Genomic DNA, 19207 nt, shown 5'->3' on the forward strand with positions numbered 1-19207 from the left:
CTCGTCCGCTAGTTTGTAATAATTTTGTATTTTTGTGGTATGGATACTACAATCTTGAACAAACTCGCTAAAATCACCCGTAAGGGAATGTTCCTGGGTACAATGGCCAGTTTCGCCATGATGCCCTCCGCATTTGCCGCCGAATGCAACGAAAAGACCATGGATGCCTTCGCCTACGAAGACTGCATCAAGGCCAAGTCCGGCGAAAAAGTATCTAACGACAACTTCGGTGCAAGCGCCGAAGCAAGCAAAGTCAACAACGCCGACGGCATGGAGCAAAAGAGAGTTCTCAAAGCAGACGAACCGACTTACCGCCCGTTCGACCGTGACGCTTACTTGACCTCGAGTTTTGGCGAAAACCGCGGCACGCGTTACCACGCAGGCTTTGACTATTCCACCCAGATGGAAGAAGGCTGGCCCATTTACGCCCCCGAAGACGGCAAGGTTGTAGAACTTAGAGTTTCTCCATTCCATTACGGAAAGCTGATGCTCTTCAAAGGTAAAAGCGGAAAGACCTGGGCATTCGCACACCAGAGCAGCTTCGGCAAACTCGACGACCAGATTATCAAGAAACAGTATTCCTCCAAGAAGAACGACGTCACCATCAAGACAAATGCAAGCTACAAGAAGGGCGACACGCTGACCTTCTCGGGCAGCACCGGCATTGGCAACCCGCACTTGCACTTGGAAGTCCGCCTGGACAATGACCGCATTATTAACCCCGTGCAAGCAGGCGTCGTGATTACCGACACCTTGGCACCGCAGATTTTTGGCATTGCCGTATGGCAGGGCAACCACCTCGCCGTCACGAATCCGGAAGCCATCAGTAAGGGCTGCGTCGAAACACCGGTGAAAAACGAATTCAACTTGAGCATGGCCGTTAAGATTGCTGACTACAGCCGTGAGCCCAAGGACAATCCGATGTCTATACGCCGTCTTACCGTGTGGCGCTACGACGAAAAGATTTTTGAAGAAATTCTCGACACTCTGCGTTACAGCAAGATGGCTCTGATCCGCGACCAGCTCTTGTGGGCCGAAGAAGCCGACACTGCAGGCGACTGGCACTTTGTGAACGCCAAGCTCGCTCCGCTTTCGACTTACACCATCGAAGCCGAAGACTACAGCGGCAACAAGGTGAGCAAGAAGTTCACGTTCCACCCGCGCTGCAAGAGCGACAAGCCCATGCAGTTGTACAAGGACCAGGCCTCTCCGCTGTTCACGTTCCTTAGCCGCCCGATGCTCGATTTGTTCCGCTGCAAGAACGGCATGAAGTTTACCGCCATGACCGGCGACAAGGTGATTGAAGAAGATATGTGTAAGGCACTCAAGCCGGCACCGATTACCATCGGCCGCCTCCTTGAAATCTACCCCGAAATGACAAGCATCCACTACACCGCTGACGCTAGGTCCACTGGCGACGGCGTCGCTGCCGATGCAAGCATCGAACTTTACGCATTCAACCAGTACCAGAGAAGCGTGAACTGGTCTACCAAGCTTGGCAACGTGGGCGTCACACAGAAGCTCACCGGCATTCCGACGGGCCGCGACACCACCAAGAAGATTTTGGCTGTCACCCGCACGCATACCGACAGCCTGGATTACTTTGAATTCCACCCGAAGGGCATGCAGCTCGGTAATTGGACCGTTTGCATCGACAATCCGGAAAACAACCAACCGCTTTACTGGCTCGGCGAAACGACCCGCAACTGGTTCTACTTTAGCAAGCAGACCAAGGGCAAGAACCGCTGCGCTACCATGAACGAAATCCGCGACATTACCAACATCGAAAGCACCGAAGCGCCGACACTCGGATTCCCCTACTGGTCAGACATGATGATTAGCGGCGTACGTCAGCCGGCCCTGAAGGTTCCGGTACAGTTCAAGTACGCAGGCATTCCTGACGGCAACGCCATTACGGTGCAGGTCGGCAAGAAATGGGTTGCTGCCGAATACGATTCCGAGCCTCGCGAAATCGTGATTGAAGGTGCCCAGCTCCCCGAAGAAGGAACCTTCACCATCAAGCTCGTGGACGAAGCCGGTCACAAGGCAAGCTATAACGTAGACATCCCCGAGATGTAACATGGCACGCCTGACTGAAGCCGAAGCTCTAGATTTATTTTTAAACGCCCCGCTCGACGAACTCTGTGCCCGCGCGAATGCCGAAAAGGAACGCAGGCACGGCAAGTCTGTGTATTGGGTGAACAACCGCCAGATTAACTACACCAACGTGTGCGTGTTGCACTGCAAGTTCTGCGCGTTCTCTAAAATCAAGAAGGATAGCCCCACCGCCTACGACTGGGATTACGGCACCATTCGCAACAAGGCCGCCGAAGCCATTGCAGGCGGCGCCCGCGAACTGCACATTGTAGGCGGGCTGCATCCGGACCATCCGTTCGATTACTACATCGAAATGTTGCGTAAGCTGCGCGTGGAATTCCCTAAAGTGAACCTGAAGGCGTTTACCGCTGTGGAGATTTGCCACTTCGCGAAAATTTCGGGACAGACTCCGCTACAGATTATGACCACGCTGAAGGAAGCAGGCCTTGATGCACTGCCCGGTGGCGGCGCCGAAATCTTGGTGCAGGATGTTCGCGACCAGATTTGTCCGGGCAAAGAAACTGGCGAAGAATGGCTCGACGTTCATCGCGCGGCCCATAAGATTGGAATCCCGACGAATGCGACGATGCTTTTCGGACATATCGAAAAGATTGAAGATCGCATCGCCCACATGAAGATGTTGCGCGACTTGCAGGACGAAGCGCCGGGCTTTTTTGCATTCATTCCGCTGGTGTACCATCCGGAACACAATGCGTTGCATAAAATCGTTCCGAACATTACTAGCGAAGAAGACATTCTGCGCACGGTCGCCGTCGCAAGAATTTTCCTCGACAACTTCCCGCACATCAAGGCCTACTGGATCCAGATGGGAATCGAGACCGCAATGAAGGCGCTCCACGCCGGCGCGTCTGATTTGGACGGTACGATTATCGAAGAAAAGATTACGCACGCCGCCGGCGCCACGGTTCCCGTGGGCATGAGCCCCGAGCGCATGAAGTCCCTGATTACAAACGAAGGGCTCGTGCCAGTGGAGCGCGATGCGCTGTACGAACGATTTTCTTAACGCAAAAAAGCAGGATGAAATCCTGCTTTTTTTGCTTAATCGATTAAATCGACATGCGCCGCAATGCAAAATGTGAATGACTAATTCCTCATTCCACACCACACATTACACATTGTACTACTGTCTCGTCAGCGTCTTGTACCTGATGGGCTTCGGATTGTCGGCATCTTCGCCCAAGCGCTTGCGGCGGTCGGCTTCGTATTCGCTCCAGTTGCCTTCGAACCACACGACCTTCGAATCGCCTTCGTAAGCGAGGATATGCGTGGCGATACGGTCCAGGAACCAGCGGTCATGGGAGATAATCACGGCGCAGCCTGCGAACTTGAGGATAGCCTGTTCCAGAGCCTGCAACGTTTCGATGTCGAGATCGTTGGTCGGTTCGTCAAGGAAAAGTACGTTGCCCGGTTTCTGCAGGTTCTTCGCCATGAGCACACGGTTGCGTTCACCACCCGAAAGGGCCGTCAGCTTTTTCTGCTGGGCGGCACCCGTGAAGTTGAAGAGTCCGCAGTAGGCGCGGCCATTCATCTTGCGGTCACCCACCATGATCTCGTCGTTACCGCCGGTGATTTCTTCCCACACGGTCTTGGAATCGTCGAGGCTGTCGCGGCCCTGTTCCATGCTGATGATTTCAACGGTCTCGCCAATCTTGAGCGTACCACCATCGGGCTTTTCCTGACCCATAATCATCTTGAACAACGTTGTCTTACCTGCACCGTTCGGGCCGATAATGCCCACGATGCCAGAACGCGGCAAGCTAAAGTTCAAATCGTCGAAGAGCACCTTGTCGCCAAAGGCCTTCTGCAAGTGTTCCGCCTGAATCACGATATCGCCCAGGCGCTTGCCGTTTGCAATGTGGATCTGCGCCACCTTGATCTGTTCGCGAGAATCTTCGGCGAGCAAGTCTTCGTAAGCCTTCAAGCGGGCCTTGCTCTTGGCCTGGCGTGCCTTCGGAGAAGCCTTCACCCATTCCTGTTCGCGAGCGAGGCGCTTCTGACGATCAGATTCACCCTTTTCTTCGTTCTTCATGCGTTCAAGTTTCTGGTCAAGCCACTGGGCGTAATTGCCTTCCCAAGGAATGCCGCGACCGCGGTCAATTTCCAAAATCCAGTTCGTTACGTTGTCAAGGAAGTAACGGTCATGCGTCACTAAAATCACGGAGCCCTTGTATTCACGGAGGTGGCGTTCGAGCCATGCAACCGTTTCGGCATCCAAGTGGTTCGTCGGTTCGTCAAGGAGCAACAAATCCGGTTCTTCGAGAAGCAAGCGGCAGAGAGCCACACGGCGCTTTTCACCGCCGGAGAGGTTCGTCACCGGCCAGTCGCCCGGCGGGCAACGAAGTGCGTCCATCGCAATTTCGATATTACGGTCGAGGCTCCACAAATCCTGAGCGTCGATGATATCCTGAAGCTTTGCCTGTTCGTCGAGGAGCTTGTTCATCTCGTCGTCTTCCATCGGTTCAGCAAACTTCATGGATATTTCGTTGAAGCGGTCCAGAATGGCCTGCTTTTTCGCGACAGCCTGCATCACGTTTTCCTTGACGGTCAGGTTCGGGTCCAGCTGCGGTTCCTGCGGCAGGTAGCCCGCGGTGCGGCCCGGTTCAATCCACGCTTCGCCCTGGAATTCCTTGTCGATGCCCGCCATAATGCGGAGGAGCGTCGACTTACCGGCACCGTTCTGGCCGATGATGCCAATCTTTGCGCCATAGTAGAAACTGAGGGAAATATCCTTCAGCACCTCCTTGTTGGGCGGATAGGACTTGGTCATCTTGTACATGTAGAAAACGAATTTTTCTGCTTTATTCTGTTCGGCCATAATTAGCTCGCTTCGCTTCGAAATGTGAGGTGTGAAGTGTGAAATGTGAAGTTTGATCAAATATAACAAATAAACCTTTACTATACTTGTGTCATGAAGTTCGTTTACGCCATAATCGCAAGTCTGGTCTTTGCCATCTGCGCTCATGCACAAGACAACTTCCAGCGATTCTCATTGCTGCCCTTTGGCGCCTACACCGAAGAAACCAAGATTCAGTACGGTGCTGTATTCGTCCTGTTCTTCAGGCCATTCCAAGAAGGCGAAAACATTTCTTCGATGGATTTTATTGCACGCGGAACCACGCGCGGGCAGTTCCAATTCCAGTATGCCCCGAACTTGTGGCTTTTCCAAGACCATTTGCACATTCCGGCAAAACTCAACTTGAACAAGTGGCAATACTCGCTATTTGAACGAGGCGCCCGCGGAGATTTTGACCGCATAGACGAATACAAGAGCACCTTTATCTACGGCAAGATTCCCTTCGAAATGAACTTCGGCATTTCGAACAACATTCCTCTGCGCTACGGAATTGTATTAGAAGGTGAAGCCCGCGACAACGAACTCGGAAGCGACATCCCCAAAAATTACCAAGACGGATTTTATTTGGGCGGCGGCTACCTTTTGGTTCTCGATAAAAAAGACAACAACAACTGGCCCACCAAAGGCTACTACGCAAGCTTCGAAGAAATCTTTTTCGGCGGCGACTTTAGCTACCACACTGAAACGTTTGACGCAAGATTCTACGCTCCCCTATTCTGGGAAACTTCCATCGCTCTCGGGCTTTACGCAAAGCAGAGCCGCGGCGACAATGTTCCGCTCGGCTGCCTCGCCGGCCCCGACGGCACCAAGCGATTCCGCGGCGTAGAATCAGGAATCTGGAACGACACGCAGGCCTTAATCTGGCAAATGGAATTACGCAGGCCGCTCTTCTGGCGATTCGCAGGCGTTATCTTTGGTGAAGCCTTGCAATCCGCGCCTTACTTTAGCGAACTCTTTAGGCGCCAAGTGCATTACGCCGTAGGCTTCGGCGGACGCCTCGCCTTGAACAAAAGCGAAAAGCTGCACGCCCGCGGCGACCTTTCGCTTGTCGACGGCAAGCACATCGGCATTACGATTGACTTGAGAGAATCGTTCTAATTTTTATCAAAATGCATACAAAAAAGGCCGCGAGTGAATCGCGGTCTTTTTCGCAAGTGTATAGATTCTTCGACTCCGGCGTTACACGCCTCCGCTCAGAATGACACCGAAACGGCTATTTGACGGAAGCAGTCAACAGCTTGGTAATCGCACTGACGTATTCAGCGGGGTTCGGGAGCGGAGAACCTTCGGCAAGTAGAGCCTGACCGTAGAGGGCCTTCGGCCAATCGCCCAGGTCTTCCTTGGCTTCGACTTTCTTCTTGAGCATTTCGCAAATCGGGTGCGTCGGGTTGATTTCCAGAATGCGCTTGCTCTTCGGCAAGTTCTTCTGGCCCATCGCCTTCATCATGCGTTCCATCTGGGCGCTCATGGCGTCTTCACTGGTGACGAGGCAGCAGGGACTATCCTTCAAGCGGCTGGACACGCGGACTTCCTTGATGTCTTCGTCCAAGACCTTCTGCAGGTTTTCGCAGAGTCCCTTGAAGATGCCCTTGTTAGCTTCTTCGGCCTTCTTTTCGTCTTCGGTCTTTTCGAAGTCCACGTCGCCGCGAGCGATGTCGTGGAACTTCTTGTCGCCGAATTCGGTGAGGCTAGACATCATGAATTCATCGATGCCGTCGCTCATGAGCAACACCTCGTAGCCCTTGGCCTTGAAGGCTTCGAGCATCGGGTTAGACTTCACGGCATTCTTGTCGCCGATGAGGTAGTAGATTTCCTTCTGGCCTTCCGGCATGCGCTTCACGTATTCGTCGAGGCCCACGAGAGCGTCGCCTTCAGTCTTGGTGCTTTCAAAACGGAGCAACTTCTTGAGTTCGTCAAGATGTTCCCAGTTCATGTAGAAGCCTTCCTTAAGGACCATGCCGAGTTCACGCCACCAGGCGTTGTACTTCGCGGCATCCTTGTCGGCCATGTTCTGCAAGGTGTCGAGCACCTTCTTGATTACATGCTTACGGATGTTGGTGATGATCTTGTTGTTCTGCAAGATTTCGCGGGACACGTTCAGTGGCAAGTCCTCGCTATCGACCACGCCGCGCACAAAGCGCAGCCAAGGCGGCAGCAGGTCCTTGCAGTCGTCCATGATAAAGACTTTCTTCACATAGAGTTTCAGGCCATGCAAAGCATCGTTGTGCCAAATGTTGAACGGAGCCTTGGACGGAATGTAGACCAAGCTCCAGAATTCCTGGGAACCTTCGGCGTGGCTGTGGCTCCAAGCGGCCGGTTCGTCGGCTTCGTGGCTGATGACGTTGTAGAAATCCTTGTACTGTTCTTCGGTGACTTCCTTTTCGCTCTGGCGCCACAATGCCTGTTTTTCGTTCAGGCGTTCTTCCGGCTTTTCTTCGAGTTCGCCCTTGTCGTTCTTGGTCGGTTCCGGGTGGAAGTAGATGCCGTAGCTTACAAAGCCGCTGTACTTCTGAACAATGTCCTTGATCTTCCATTCGCTTGCGAAATCTTCGGCATCCTCGTCGTCCTTCAGGTACAAAGTAATCTTGGTACCCACCTTGTCGCGCGGGGCTTCAGAAATTTCAAATTCGCCCGTGCCTTCGGAAGACCACAGGTAACCCTGAGTTTCGCCGGCCTTAAGGGTCAACACTTCGACCTTCTTCGCGACCATGAACACGGAGTAGAAGCCCACGCCGAACTGACCGATCAAATCGACGCTGCCCTTGTCGCCTTCCTTCAAATTCTTGATGAAGTTCTTGGTGCCGCTACGGGCGATGGTGCCCAGGCAGTTGATCAAGTCTTCCTTGTTCATGCCGATACCGTTGTCTTCCACAACGATTCTCTTGCCTTCCTTGTTCACCGAGATGTCGATGCGGAGCTGCGTGCCCTGCGGAAGCAAGTCGGCGTTAGAAAGCGAAAGGAAGCGGCGCTTGTCGAGCGCATCCGCCGCGTTAGAAACGAGTTCGCGGAGGAAGATTTCCTTGTTGCTGTAAAGGGAGTTGATCATCAAGTTCAGCATGTCGCGAACTTCGGTCTGGAATTCCATCTTCTCTGTTGCCATTTTTCTGTCCTTTGTCATCCCCGCGAAGGCGGGGATCTCCTTGATGTTTAATTTTCAAGCGGTCTAGGCCGCCACAATGTTTCAAAATGAAACAAAATGGCAGTCCTGCCTTGTTTTCGCTATAGAAGATGCAAGAACCGTGCCAATAAAAGACCGTTCGGCTCTACCGAATAAACAAGAATACGATATCGCCTCACTCCCACCTAAAGGTGGCCATGTACACTAAGGCCTAAAAAGGCCAAGTGTCCAAAGGTCGCAACCACGCCTCGTTAATACGAGGCGCTTGTCGCTCACAAAAGACCGTTTGGCATAAAAGAAAAAGGGGCTCGATTGAGCCCCGACATTCAAACCGCTTTCGCAACCTTACTTGATAAAGATCAGTCCGAAGATACCCACGGCCCACACGTACCAGGCGAAGTGCTGGAACTTGCCCTTCTGCAAGAAGGTCATGAGCCACTTGAGGGCAATAATGCCGAAGATGAAGGATACCAACATTCCCACCAGAAGTTCGGGGGTAAAGCCACCGGCATCGGCACACTTCAATGCCTTTTCCGGGTCCAGTAGCGCTTTTTCGGGAGTCATGCTCTGGCACTTGATCCACTTGATGCAGTCGAGGAGTGCTGCCCCGCCCACGGCCGGAATGCTCATGAGGAAGCTGAATTCACCCGCGTACTTGCGGTTCACGCCCATGAACATCATGGCGCTGATGGTAGAACCGCTGCGGCTGATTCCCGGAATGCAGGCAATGCCCTGAACAACGCCCGTCACCAACGCGCGCCACCAGTTCATCTTAACGCCTTCGTTATCCGGATGCTTGGCACCGGTCGCGCCCCACTGCGAGGTAAACAGCAACAAGCCCGTAAAGAGTTCCGCCACGCACACGGCACGCGGATTCTCGAACAGGCCTTCGAGAGCGTCCTTGAAGCCGAGGCCGATCAAAGCCGTCGGGATGCTTGCCAGAATGATGTAACCCGCTTCACGCAACTGGTCCTTGTCGCGATGGAGGCAACCCACGATGATGTCGGTAATCTTCTTGTGGAACACCACGAAGATAGAAAGCAACGTGCCGGCATGGAGCATGATGTCGAAGAACATGCCCGCCTCGTTCATGCCTAAAAGTTCGTGTCCGATAACGAGGTGACCGGAGCTGGAAATGGGGAGGAATTCGGCGAGGCCCTGCAAAAGGCCGAGGATGATAGATTCAAACATAGTAGGGTAAATGTAGCTTTTAGTAAGAAGTAGGAAGTAGGCAGTAGGAAGTATTTTGCAATTTTGAGACACATTTTAGCTGTTTTCTGTCTACTGTCTACCGTCTACTGTCTACTTCTTTTTTCTATAATTTTTTTCATGCGCAAATTCCTCCTCTGCTTTCACGATTTCAGCGTCTGGAACTACCAGAAAGTCGCCCCGATTCTTGAAGAACTCAAGGACCTGGCAGGTAGACCTTTCAGCGTGCTCGTTATTCCGGATACCGAAAAGGCCCCCTCCGACATGGTCAAGGGCTTTCGCGAAATGCTCCAGAAACTTAAAGCAGACGGATTCGAGCTCGCCCTCCACGGCTACAAGCACCAGGCCGAATTCAGCCAGGGCCGCAGCTACGCCGGCCTTATCGGAATGAACCTGACCGGTGGCGAAGCCGAATTTGCAGGCCTCAGCGAATTTGAATCCAGCAGGCTCCTGCACGCGGGCCTAGACGCCTGGAAAGAATTGATCGGAAGCACCGAAAAGCCAACCGCATTTGTCCCGCCGACTTGGTACAGCAACAAGTTCCTGCCGAGCCAAGTGCACGCCGAAAAAATGCTCTACGAAGAACGATTCGCCCTGGTGACCGCCAAAGGCAAGCGCTACGCCTCCCCTGTCGCCAGTTTCGCAGGTATCCCCGACTTTTTGATCAAGGCCGCTTTCAAGTTCGGCGCCATCGCCCTGAAGGTTCCTGTCGGACTCCCCCGCATCGCACTCCACCCGGTGGATTTCCCTGCCCGGACCGACAAAATCCACGATTTGATCCGCATCGCCTTGAACAGCGGGCGCAAGCTTTCGCAGTACAAAGACCTGTAAGCCGGTCATTTTTACTGCCGACTGCATAGTGCCAACAGCCCACTATTTTCCTATATTTGGGCTACTATGAGCTTAAAATTCGAAACCCCCATTACCGAAGTTCCGCTGTTCCACCAGGGCAAAGTACGCGACATGTACGACCTGGGCGACAGCTTCCTGATGGTCGCCAGCGACCGTCTTTCCGCTTTTGACGTGGTGCTCCCCACCCCGATCCCTGGTAAGGGCAAAATCCTCAACCAGCTTTCGCTGTTCTGGTTCCAGCACCTCGGCATGAAGAACCACCTCATCACCGCCGACGTGAACGAATATCCGGCCGTCTTGAAGAAGCACGCCGACTACCTCCGCGGTCGCTCCATGATCGTGAAGAAGGCTCACCGCCATTCCGTGGAATGCATCGTCCGCGGCTACATCGTGGGTTCTGGCTGGAAGGACTACCAGAAGACCGGCAAGATCTGCGGTCATGTTCTCCCGGAAGGCCTGCAGCTCTGCCAGAAGCTCGAAAAGCCGCTCTACACACCGAGCACCAAGCCCGACGTTGGCCACGACGAAAACATCAGCTTCGAACAGACTTTCGACATCGTGGGCGAAAAGGTTGCAACCACCCTCCGCGACATGTCTTTGGACATCTACACGAAGGCCCGCGATTACGCAGCAAGCAAGGGCATCATCCTCGCCGACACCAAGTTCGAATTCGGTGAAATCGATGGCGAAACCATCCTCATCGACGAAGTGCTCACGCCAGACTCCAGCCGTTACTGGCCGGCCGACAAGTACCAGGTGGGCAAGAACCAGGAAAGCTTCGACAAGCAGTACGTTCGCGACTGGCTCGAAACTCTCGACTGGGGCAAGACCTACCCGGGTCCGGAAATCCCGGCAGATGTCGTGAAGAACACGCTCGCCAAGTACGAAGAAATCTTCGTGCGCCTCACCGGCAAGCAACCGGAACTGTAAGAGGAATGAGCTCGGGCGCTATGCGCCCTTTGAGCAATGAGCTTTGAGCAAAAAGAACCTAGTATCAACTAGGTTCTTTTTCTGTTTATCAAACAGAAGAGCGAAGCGACCTCATCGCTCACTGCTACTTTTTAATTAGCCTTAAGATTCCCTGCTTGTTGTATTCGGGGCTGTCTTTCGGGAAGGGATTCTTGGCTTCGGCGCGAAGCACGTAATGCACGCTTTCGCCGAGGTCAACTTCGGAGCCGGACTTAGCGGGAATGCCATCGCCGAACAAGGAATCAGCCGCCATCAGCAAGGCCTCTTGCGGATCTTCGGCACTGGCTGCAATGCACAAATCCGGCAGCACGAACGTTGCAAGCCCGAGCGTATAGATTGTATCGTTCGCTTCTACGAAATTGATCCACGGATCCATCGGGTATTCGCCATCGCCCACTTCTTCGCGGAAGCCCGCATCGGTCCAGGCGGCGCCACATTGCTGCATGTACACGCCCAAGGCACCCGCGTTAAAGACCTTCAGAATCGCCATGTTCACCTGGGTCACTTCTTCGATATTCTTGACTTCGCCGAGCAAGAACAACAGCGACTTGTGTGCTTCAATTGCCGCGGCAGTCTCTGCCGGAATATCCTGGTGTTCCTTGAAAATATCGGCAAGGCCCGCCACACGTTCTTTGCGGATTACCTTGAACATCACACTGCAGCCGGGAATAATCGCCGACGCGGCATCGGCAGCAAGCGTCACGGTTTCGGTTAAAGCGAGCGGTTCATTAATTTCTTTAGTGAGTGGGAAAGCGAGAATGAATTGAGGCATAGACAGTAGGAAGTGGTTAGTGGTTAGTGATCAACTCACAAACAGCATTTTTCAAAAGATTGTTGTCACTTGGTTTCGGGAGGGCCACGCAGGCTTTTTCACCAATCGTTGCAAGCAAGGTTTCTGTCGAAAATTTGGATTCATCGATAGTCGCGGCAAAACCTTCGCGAGCAAGGTCGCGACCAAGAATCACCTGTTCATACTGCCCAGGAGTCGGCACAAAAATACAACGGGCTCCGAGTACAGCCATATCCATCACGGTACTGTAACCGCCACGCGAAATAACCCATTCCGCATTATTCACGACAGCAGCAAACTGTTGATCAGGCAAATGCGTAAACAGGTCCAGGTTCTGTTCGTTGGAACTTTTTACACCAAGCGAGGGCTTTCCCAGAATAATTGCATGGCGACCGGGAATTTTCACAAGCGTCTTGCGCAAGGCGTTTTCAAAGCGCGAACGTGCAGGCTCTACACCGGACACCACCGCAACAAAGCGATAACGCGTATCCGATTTCGCGGTCAGGTTTTCGCCTTCAAAACGCGAAAGGGCGCCCACATACTTTACCGGCACCGGGCAAGTTTTCACGTGCGATAGCCCTGCCGCATACCCCGGAGTTTCGGGCAAGTCCGGCACCCAGACTTCGTCAAAGCGCTTCATAACAGACGCATGCCAAAGCATACCGAGCGGTTCAAATGCCGAAAGCACCTTCGGAAAGGCTATGCGACGCTGGTGCGTCATGTAAACTGATTTCGCACCGCGACTGTAAAAACCAAAACGGTTGTCTGATACCAGAACATCATAATGGTAGCGTTTCACCATCTCTTCGGCAAAGCTGTGCTCGTAATTCATCACCGTCCGCAGGTGTACCCCGTTCTTGACAAGCCAGAGCCCCATATTGTAGCCGTGCTTGGGGTAAACGATGTTATAAGACGGCGCCAGGCGCTGGCGCAAATTCGGAAAGAATTCTCGCAGCAAGGCTGCGTTCGAGCGCACCACCGCAAGTTCGACCTCGGCTCCTTGATTCAGAAATTCCCGAATCACGGGCACGCAACGAGTCGCATGCCCCAGTCCCCAGTCAAGTGGCGCCACTAGAACTTTCAACGAGTCGCCTCCAGCCAAGCATTCGCCCAATCGCCGTGGTCAAAGTCCTTGTCATGCTTATCGCCTTCGTCCAAGCGGAGTTCCAGCACATGAACGCCAGTGACATCAACCACGATTGTCTGCTTTTCGGTCGAATACATGCGCTTGCTGCGGAACAACTCGCGGTTGTCGCCCAACACAATGAACGAAGCCCCATCGCCACCGACGCTTTCGTCATCGAGACCAATGGTCGCATGGAACTTGTTGAACGAACGCGGGAGCGCAAATTTCATGAACGACGGCGCATGAGACCCGATTCCGTAACGGAACACTTCCTTGTCAATCGTAATCTTGCGGTGTTCGACTGTCGCATTCTTTTGCGGCTGTCCCCAGGCCTGTTCAAAGCTTTCCATCTTGAGTTCCGACAGCAACATCACCTCGGGCGATTCCACAAAGAAATCCTTCTTGAGCGTAAGCGTGTCAGAATCCGGCATCAGGCATTCGAATGTCACGCAGTTCATGCCCGCCATGATCTTTGTCGAATCCAACAACAGCGTATCCGTGTTCAGCGAAAGCATCAATTCTTCTTGCAGTTCGCCATTCAAGGAATAATTGCAAGTGATTGTTTCGGGGAATCGCTTGTTCACGACCATGGCATTGTTTTCCATGTCGCTCACAAAGAAATTCTGCAAGTAAGTCGACACGCCCTTCTTTGCCGTAATCTTGTACATGGCAAGCGGGTAACCGAACAGCTTGGGTTCAATCAACACACGTTCGCTCTTGTAGTCTTTCAAGATTTCATCGACCTGGTCGGTCGTCTTGAAGCCCACCACGCGAGACTTGCGGTTGAGTTCGCCATAGCCGTCCTGGCCACGCACCATGTAAATGTTTCCGCCCGAAACCTGCTGCCACTTGGCAAAGGTTTCGTTATCCCAGCTCATAAAGGAACGTTCACTGAAAGAACTGTGTCCCGAAGCAAGCATCTGCCAGGGGCGAGCGTAAATGAAAACAGAATTCTTCGGATAGCTTTCAAGAGCCTTGTCGAGGTAGTCTTCTTCGCCCAACAGTTTATTCTTGTAATAGAGCATGTTATGGCGGTAACTATCTCCATGATAAATCATCAGTCCGACCGAGAGGGCTGTTGCGACAGCCAGAACAATCTTGCCGGCCGCCTCGGGCTTCATCTTGGTCGAAAATTCAAGCGCATCGTAAAGGCCAAGCGCCATAATCAAGGCAAACAGCGGGAGCGCCACCAGCACGTAACGCTGGTTAATATCGATCGTAAACGTACCCGACACGTTCAAAAGAATCACGAAAATCTGCAGGCAGAACGTGATCCCAAGCAAAGCACCGCGCCAGTACCTGCGGGAATAAATCAAGCGGAACAGGAGCCAAGCCGTAGCGGCTAGCAGAATAACGGTAAAGGTGGTATAGAACGGATTCTGCATGATGCCGCCAAAAGACGGATCCTGGTCCAGGTTCATCATGACTTCGATATTCGTCTTCAGGTTGAACCAGAAGTTTTCAAGCGAATGCGCCGCATGTTCGCCCCCCTGGAAATCGTAACCACGGTAAGCAGCCATGGTATTCACCGAAGGCCAGCTCACGGCAATCACGGACGCCACAAACAGCGGAAGCCTATGCGGTTTTTCAAAGAAATACTTGTAGTAGTAAAGGGCAAACGGAATAAACGCAAACACCGTTTCTTGCCTAGTCTGGGCAAAGAATCCAAGCAGAGGAACAGTCAAGAGGAAATGTTTCCAGTTCACCTTGTTTGCCGGCACAAAGGCATACCACGCCATGAGAACCGCAAGCAAGAATATGTACAGCACTTCGGTCGAGGCGGACCGCGCCTGCAAAAGATAAATCGGCATGCCGCCCAAGAAGGCCGTCGCTGCTAGAGCCACCCATTCGTTCTTGAACCACTTGGAAAGCGCAAAAAAGAAGAACAGCAGGCTAAGCAAATAGAACGGAAAGTTGACCAACAGGGCTGTATCGCGGTTGGGTTCCATAAAGTTGAACACAAGCGAATACACAAAACCCAGCGCCTTGCCCTTGAAGTTGTTCACTTCGGTTTTGCAATCCAGCACCCCGTTTTCCCAAATGCCCTCGTTACAGACGCCACCCGTGTGGTCAAAGAACATCTGGAGACCCATGGATTCCCAGCTCGTTTCATCGCTGAGCACGCGGTGCGTGTTGCTGATGTTTCCGAACATGAACACCGAAAACACGAGCGCAATCCCCGCAAAGGCACAAATGCTCTTGCCCGAAGGCCTAAAGCTTTTCCAGCCCCGCGCGACAACAGGGAAATTGACGACAATGCCCACGACCAGCAAAATGAAGGTCGAAAGAATGGAGTAATAGCCCCAGTCAATATCCCAGCGACGGGCATACGAAACGGATAAATTATTGAAAATAAGGAATGCTGCTACCAAAACGGCAAGCGTAATTCCAATTACAACAAAATGCCTGCGGCCAATGCCCAGACGTTCAAGAATATTATTCATACCGAGAAATATAGAAAGAGGCTACGAGGTCTCAGGTATGAGCTCGGGGCTTTCGCCCCTTTGAGCCATAATAATCGAGCCACAGGCGCCAAATTTTAAAACACACTCCTCAAAGCGAGTTTTCGAGCGTCCTCAAACCTCAGAACGGCGCCTAGCACAGCCGCACCTACACATTCACGTACTTGGCCATGAACTCGTCAACCGGCAGCGGTTTCGAGTAGTAGAACCCCTGCAGGCTCTTGACCTTGAATCGCAGCAGGAATTCTCGCATTTCGGGCGTTTCGATACCTTCTGCAGTTACCGACGACGAGAAGGAATCCGCCAGTTCCGAAATAAAGCGAACAGTCTTCTGGTCAGAAGTATCCTGTTCGATATTCATGACAAAGCTGCGGTCGATTTTCACCGTAGTCACCGGCAGTTCACGCAACACGCCAATAGAGCTGAAGCCGGTACCGAAGTCATCGAGCGCCACCTTGACCCCCTTATTGCGCAGCCGCGTAAAGATGTCTTTAAGAAGAGCCATGTCCAAAAGGCGGCAACGCTCCGTAATTTCCAGGCACAGGTTCTGCGGCGGGAATGATTCCTCTTCCAGAATAGAAAGTACGCTTTCTACAAAATTCGGCTTTTCTAGCTGGGTGTACGAAAGGTTTACGTTGATTACAAAGCCTGGATTCGATTCAAGGAATACTTTAGCATCCTTGATTGCAGTCCTTAGAATCCACTTACCCAGTTCCGGGAACAAATTATCTTGTTCCAAAATATCGACAAATTCTACCGGAGGTACAACGCCGTACTCCTCATTTTTCCAACGGATCAGAGCCTCGGCGCCAATAATCTTTTCGCTGTTGGCGTCCACAATCGGCTGGTAGCACAAGTAGAACCCATCGCAATGATTCACGATGCTATTGCGAATCACATTGATACGCTCGATGGCGAAACGCTTGTCGTCGTTTACGTCGTTCTTAAGAATATACAACTCACCCAAGTGATTATTCTTGGATTCGTAATAGGCAAAGCGCAGGCAAGAATAAACGGTTTCTACGCTGACATCGAATTTTTCGAGGTTGATGGCTCCTGCGACAAACGAAAGAACTACGCGAGTTCCATCCACATTAAAATCATGAAGGGAATTGTACTGGATACGTTTGTACAGGTTTTTCAGGTCTTCAACAGAGGCTTTCTGGCAGACAATAGCAAACTTGGTTCCATCCATTCGGTACCAATCACCCAGGCCATGGGCCTCGACCTTGATCATCTTTGAAAATTCCTGGAGCACGCGGTTTCCGAACGTGTAGCCGTAAATTTCATTCAGACGAGAAAAATCATTAATGCCCAAAATCATCACCTGCAGGCTTTTACCACGCCAACTCGTCGACTGCATGTCTTCCAAAAAACCATAAAGGCTTCTCATGTTGGAAACATCGTCATAATAGCTTAGGGTGTCATTGTTCTTGATCATTCCGCCAAAGTAGTTCGGGTTTCCGTGTTCGTCACGGAGCAGAACACCTCGACAGGTGCAAACAATGTAACGGCCACTTTTTGTCAACACGCGATACTGAAGATTATGTTCGTTCATCTGGCCGGACATGACCTTGTCAATATTTTCTTTATAGGCGGCGCGATCATCCGGGTGGATTTTTTCCATCCAGGCATAAGCTACCCCCTGCATATATTCGTCAGGTAAGCCAAAATAGTGAACAGCCTCTTTAGACCAGCGGGTCCAATCTGTTCTCATATCGGTGACATAGATGTATGCCCCATTCGCAAGTACCGAAAAAGCCTCATACAAGGAATCAATTTTCGCTTTGACAACGCTATCCATCATTTTCTCCTTCAGACACCACAACGCAGTTCTTGCCGTTTTTCTTGGCTCTATAAAGAGCCTTGTCAACGCGAACGATTGCGGCATCAGCGCTTTCGCCCTTCCGAAGTTCAATTACACCTGCACTCACGGAACGACGTCCAGCTTTTTCAAATGTAATATCATTGAACGCGACACGCACCCTATCAGCAAAATCTATAGCCGTTTTTAACGAAGAATCCTGCAAAAGCACCATGAATTCTTCGCCACCCCAACGGCCAATGGGAGATTTTACATTCAGAATCACAGGAACAGGCTGTAAAGAGTCTCCACCATGAAGTTCGTATTCCTTTGCACACATGCCTTCAAAATCAGTCATATTAAAGCCAGCCGCATCGACCCCGGATACTCCGGTTTCATCGGCAACTCTTCTCAAAAGACGGCTGATTTCTTGAATAACGTTATCACCTTCCTTGTGGCCCCAGGTATCGTTAATTTGTTTAAAATTGTCGATATCGAACATTACAAGGCAGGCAGGTCGTCCTGACGTCACGCACTGGGTAATTCGGCGTTGAATTTCGCCACGGTTAAACACCTCCGCCAAGGAATCCGTAATAGAGGTCAACTGCAGTTTCGCGTAAGTTTCGGCTTATTCCTGTGCCGTCACATCGATAAAAGTCGCCAGACGGTTAATCATGGAAACCTTGCCCGAAAAAGTCTCCTCGGGCATTTCGAAATCATAACGTTCCCCGCCCTTGCCTTCGCGCATTCCTGCAATCACAAGAGTCGCATTGTGCTGGTTCACGCAACAGCCCGTGCGCAAGAATTCGCTAGAGGAATAAAAACCCGAAGTAAACGCAATGCTCTGCAGCGGGAGCGTTTCACTACTGATTTCTTCTTTGCCCCAAAAGATTCGACGTACTACACAAGAAAACGCCTTGATTATTTCAGGGCTAAACACCCCTATATTACGGCCGTCTTTTCGGACACTTGCAAGAATTGTCCACGGGTCGCCATAAGCAAGGCGCACCTTCACGCCTTCTTCGATATCCGACGACATGACTACGGAACCATCTTCGTTACAGGCTACCGGAGCACGCATGATGTCAATTCCATTGCGCTTGTAGAACAACGGGAATTCCAGCGTGTTGTAAATGAAGTGTTCGTCATTCTGAATATTCAAATAGCGGTGATAGATTTCATAAGCGGGCTCGCCATTCAGTTCATACAGCACCGGCCCCTTCGCTTTTGTCACCACAAATTCACGGCCAAGGGGTTTCCAGCCAATCACATGGGTGGTATAGACAAAGAAGTCTTCGCCCCCCATCAAAAGGACTAGGACTCCCTTTCCTGAATACCCGCCCACATTCGAAAACACGCATGTTTCCGTACTTGTCAAGTTCGGATTAATGGCACCACCGCCAAAAATCGCAATCGAGGGGTCCACATCCTTGAACGCATCGCAAAACGGTGTCATAGAAACACCAAGAGTCGTCAGCTGCAGTTCAACCGCCTTCACCCACGGATTCGCCTTGATTTCTTCTTTAATACTGCCAACCACATCAACGGCATTGTCCGCATCCATCGTATACTGCAGCAATTTTAGCTGAGTCGTAGGGTATTCAAAAATCGTACAGACAACGGAAATTTCGGCATTTGATATATGCCCATCCACAATGTTGCCAGCCGTGGAACAACCCATGTAAATGGAATCTGGAAAATTCTGCGAAATGACGTCACAAACCAGGTCTATCTGCCCACGATCCATGGAGTTCGAATAAATCTGGAATACCACATGAGAAAACACTCGTGATTTACACCAGAGACTAATCTTGTCAAGGTCGCGTTTTAACGTAGTGATACTGTGGTAATCGAACTGGAATTGTTTCATGTCTCTGAGATATCCCTATAATATGTATCAATATA

14 protein-coding genes are annotated in these 19207 nt (G+C 51.7%); 5 read left to right on the forward strand and 9 right to left on the reverse strand.

Translation table 11 applies throughout. From position 1 onward, the window contains the following. Positions 1-39 precede the first annotated feature (39 nt). Together BUC02_RS01845 and mqnE are read left to right on the forward strand one after the other, a co-directional pair. Positions 40-2079, forward strand: a complete 2040-nt coding sequence (locus BUC02_RS01845; RefSeq protein WP_139260971.1) for a M23 family metallopeptidase — start codon at positions 40-42, stop codon at positions 2077-2079. 1 nt (position 2080) lies between these two features. Further along, positions 2081-3121 (forward strand): aminofutalosine synthase MqnE, encoded by a 1041-nt coding sequence (gene mqnE / locus BUC02_RS01850; RefSeq protein ID WP_073317845.1) that lies wholly within the window; start codon positions 2081-2083, stop codon positions 3119-3121. A 117-nt stretch (positions 3122-3238) separates the two neighbouring features. On the opposite strand, the gene ettA is transcribed toward mqnE, so the two are convergent. Beyond that, positions 3239-4933 (reverse strand): energy-dependent translational throttle protein EttA, encoded by a 1695-nt coding sequence (gene ettA, locus BUC02_RS01855; protein ID WP_073317848.1) that lies wholly within the window; start codon positions 4931-4933, stop codon positions 3239-3241. A 93-nt stretch (positions 4934-5026) separates the two neighbouring features. Between ettA and BUC02_RS01860 the strand changes: the two genes are divergently transcribed. After that, positions 5027-6070: a BamA/TamA family outer membrane protein gene (locus tag BUC02_RS01860; protein WP_073317851.1), complete on the forward strand. Its 1044-nt coding sequence runs from the start codon at positions 5027-5029 to the stop codon at positions 6068-6070. Positions 6071-6185: 115 nt separating this feature from the next. On the opposite strand, the gene htpG is transcribed toward BUC02_RS01860, so the two are convergent. Beyond that, complete coding sequence (gene htpG, locus BUC02_RS01865) at positions 6186-8072, reverse strand: molecular chaperone HtpG (RefSeq protein ID WP_083564377.1); 1887 nt, start codon at positions 8070-8072, stop codon at positions 6186-6188. A 363-nt stretch (positions 8073-8435) separates the two neighbouring features. Next, on the reverse strand, positions 8436-9281 hold the full coding sequence (locus tag BUC02_RS01870; protein WP_073317857.1) for an undecaprenyl-diphosphate phosphatase: 846 nt from the start codon (positions 9279-9281) through the stop codon (positions 8436-8438). 138 nt (positions 9282-9419) lie between these two features. Between BUC02_RS01870 and BUC02_RS01875 the strand changes: the two genes are divergently transcribed. Together BUC02_RS01875 and BUC02_RS01880 are read left to right on the forward strand one after the other, a co-directional pair. Then, the gene (locus BUC02_RS01875; RefSeq protein ID WP_073317860.1) at positions 9420-10130 is read left to right on the forward strand and encodes a polysaccharide deacetylase family protein; all 711 of its coding nucleotides are present in this window, start codon (positions 9420-9422) and stop codon (positions 10128-10130) included. A 66-nt stretch (positions 10131-10196) separates the two neighbouring features. Then, the gene (locus BUC02_RS01880; RefSeq protein ID WP_073055694.1) at positions 10197-11081 is read left to right on the forward strand and encodes a phosphoribosylaminoimidazolesuccinocarboxamide synthase; all 885 of its coding nucleotides are present in this window, start codon (positions 10197-10199) and stop codon (positions 11079-11081) included. Positions 11082-11205: 124 nt separating this feature from the next. Here the strand turns inward: BUC02_RS01880 and BUC02_RS01885 are convergent, their stop codons facing one another. The 6 genes from BUC02_RS01885 to BUC02_RS01910 form a co-directional block, all read right to left on the reverse strand. Beyond that, positions 11206-11892, reverse strand: a complete 687-nt coding sequence (locus BUC02_RS01885; RefSeq protein WP_073317863.1) for a hypothetical protein — start codon at positions 11890-11892, stop codon at positions 11206-11208. Positions 11893-11908: 16 nt separating this feature from the next. Further along, positions 11909-12994 carry a glycosyltransferase gene (locus tag BUC02_RS01890; protein ID WP_073317866.1) on the reverse strand — a complete coding sequence of 362 codons (1086 nt, stop codon included), beginning with the start codon at positions 12992-12994 and terminating at the stop codon, positions 11909-11911. Continuing rightward, positions 12991-15480, reverse strand: coding sequence for an NPCBM/NEW2 domain-containing protein (locus BUC02_RS01895; protein ID WP_073317869.1), 2490 nt, complete (start codon positions 15478-15480; stop codon positions 12991-12993). The genes BUC02_RS01890 and BUC02_RS01895 overlap by 4 nt, the downstream gene beginning before the upstream one ends. Positions 15481-15646: 166 nt before the next feature. After that, positions 15647-17305, reverse strand: a complete 1659-nt coding sequence (locus BUC02_RS01900) for a bifunctional diguanylate cyclase/phosphodiesterase (protein WP_175549781.1) — start codon at positions 17303-17305, stop codon at positions 15647-15649. Further along, positions 17295-17906 carry a GGDEF domain-containing protein gene (locus tag BUC02_RS01905; RefSeq protein WP_073317875.1) on the reverse strand — a complete coding sequence of 204 codons (612 nt, stop codon included), beginning with the start codon at positions 17904-17906 and terminating at the stop codon, positions 17295-17297. The genes BUC02_RS01900 and BUC02_RS01905 overlap by 11 nt, the downstream gene beginning before the upstream one ends. Before the next feature lie 24 nt (positions 17907-17930). Beyond that, entirely contained in the window at positions 17931-19172 is a 1242-nt protein-coding gene (locus tag BUC02_RS01910; protein WP_083564343.1) for an FIST signal transduction protein, read from the reverse strand. Between the last annotated feature and the right edge of the window lie 35 nt (positions 19173-19207).

Origin of the sequence: Fibrobacter sp. UWOV1, assembly GCF_900142495.1 — a bacterium.
GTDB lineage: Bacteria > Fibrobacterota > Fibrobacteria > Fibrobacterales > Fibrobacteraceae > Fibrobacter.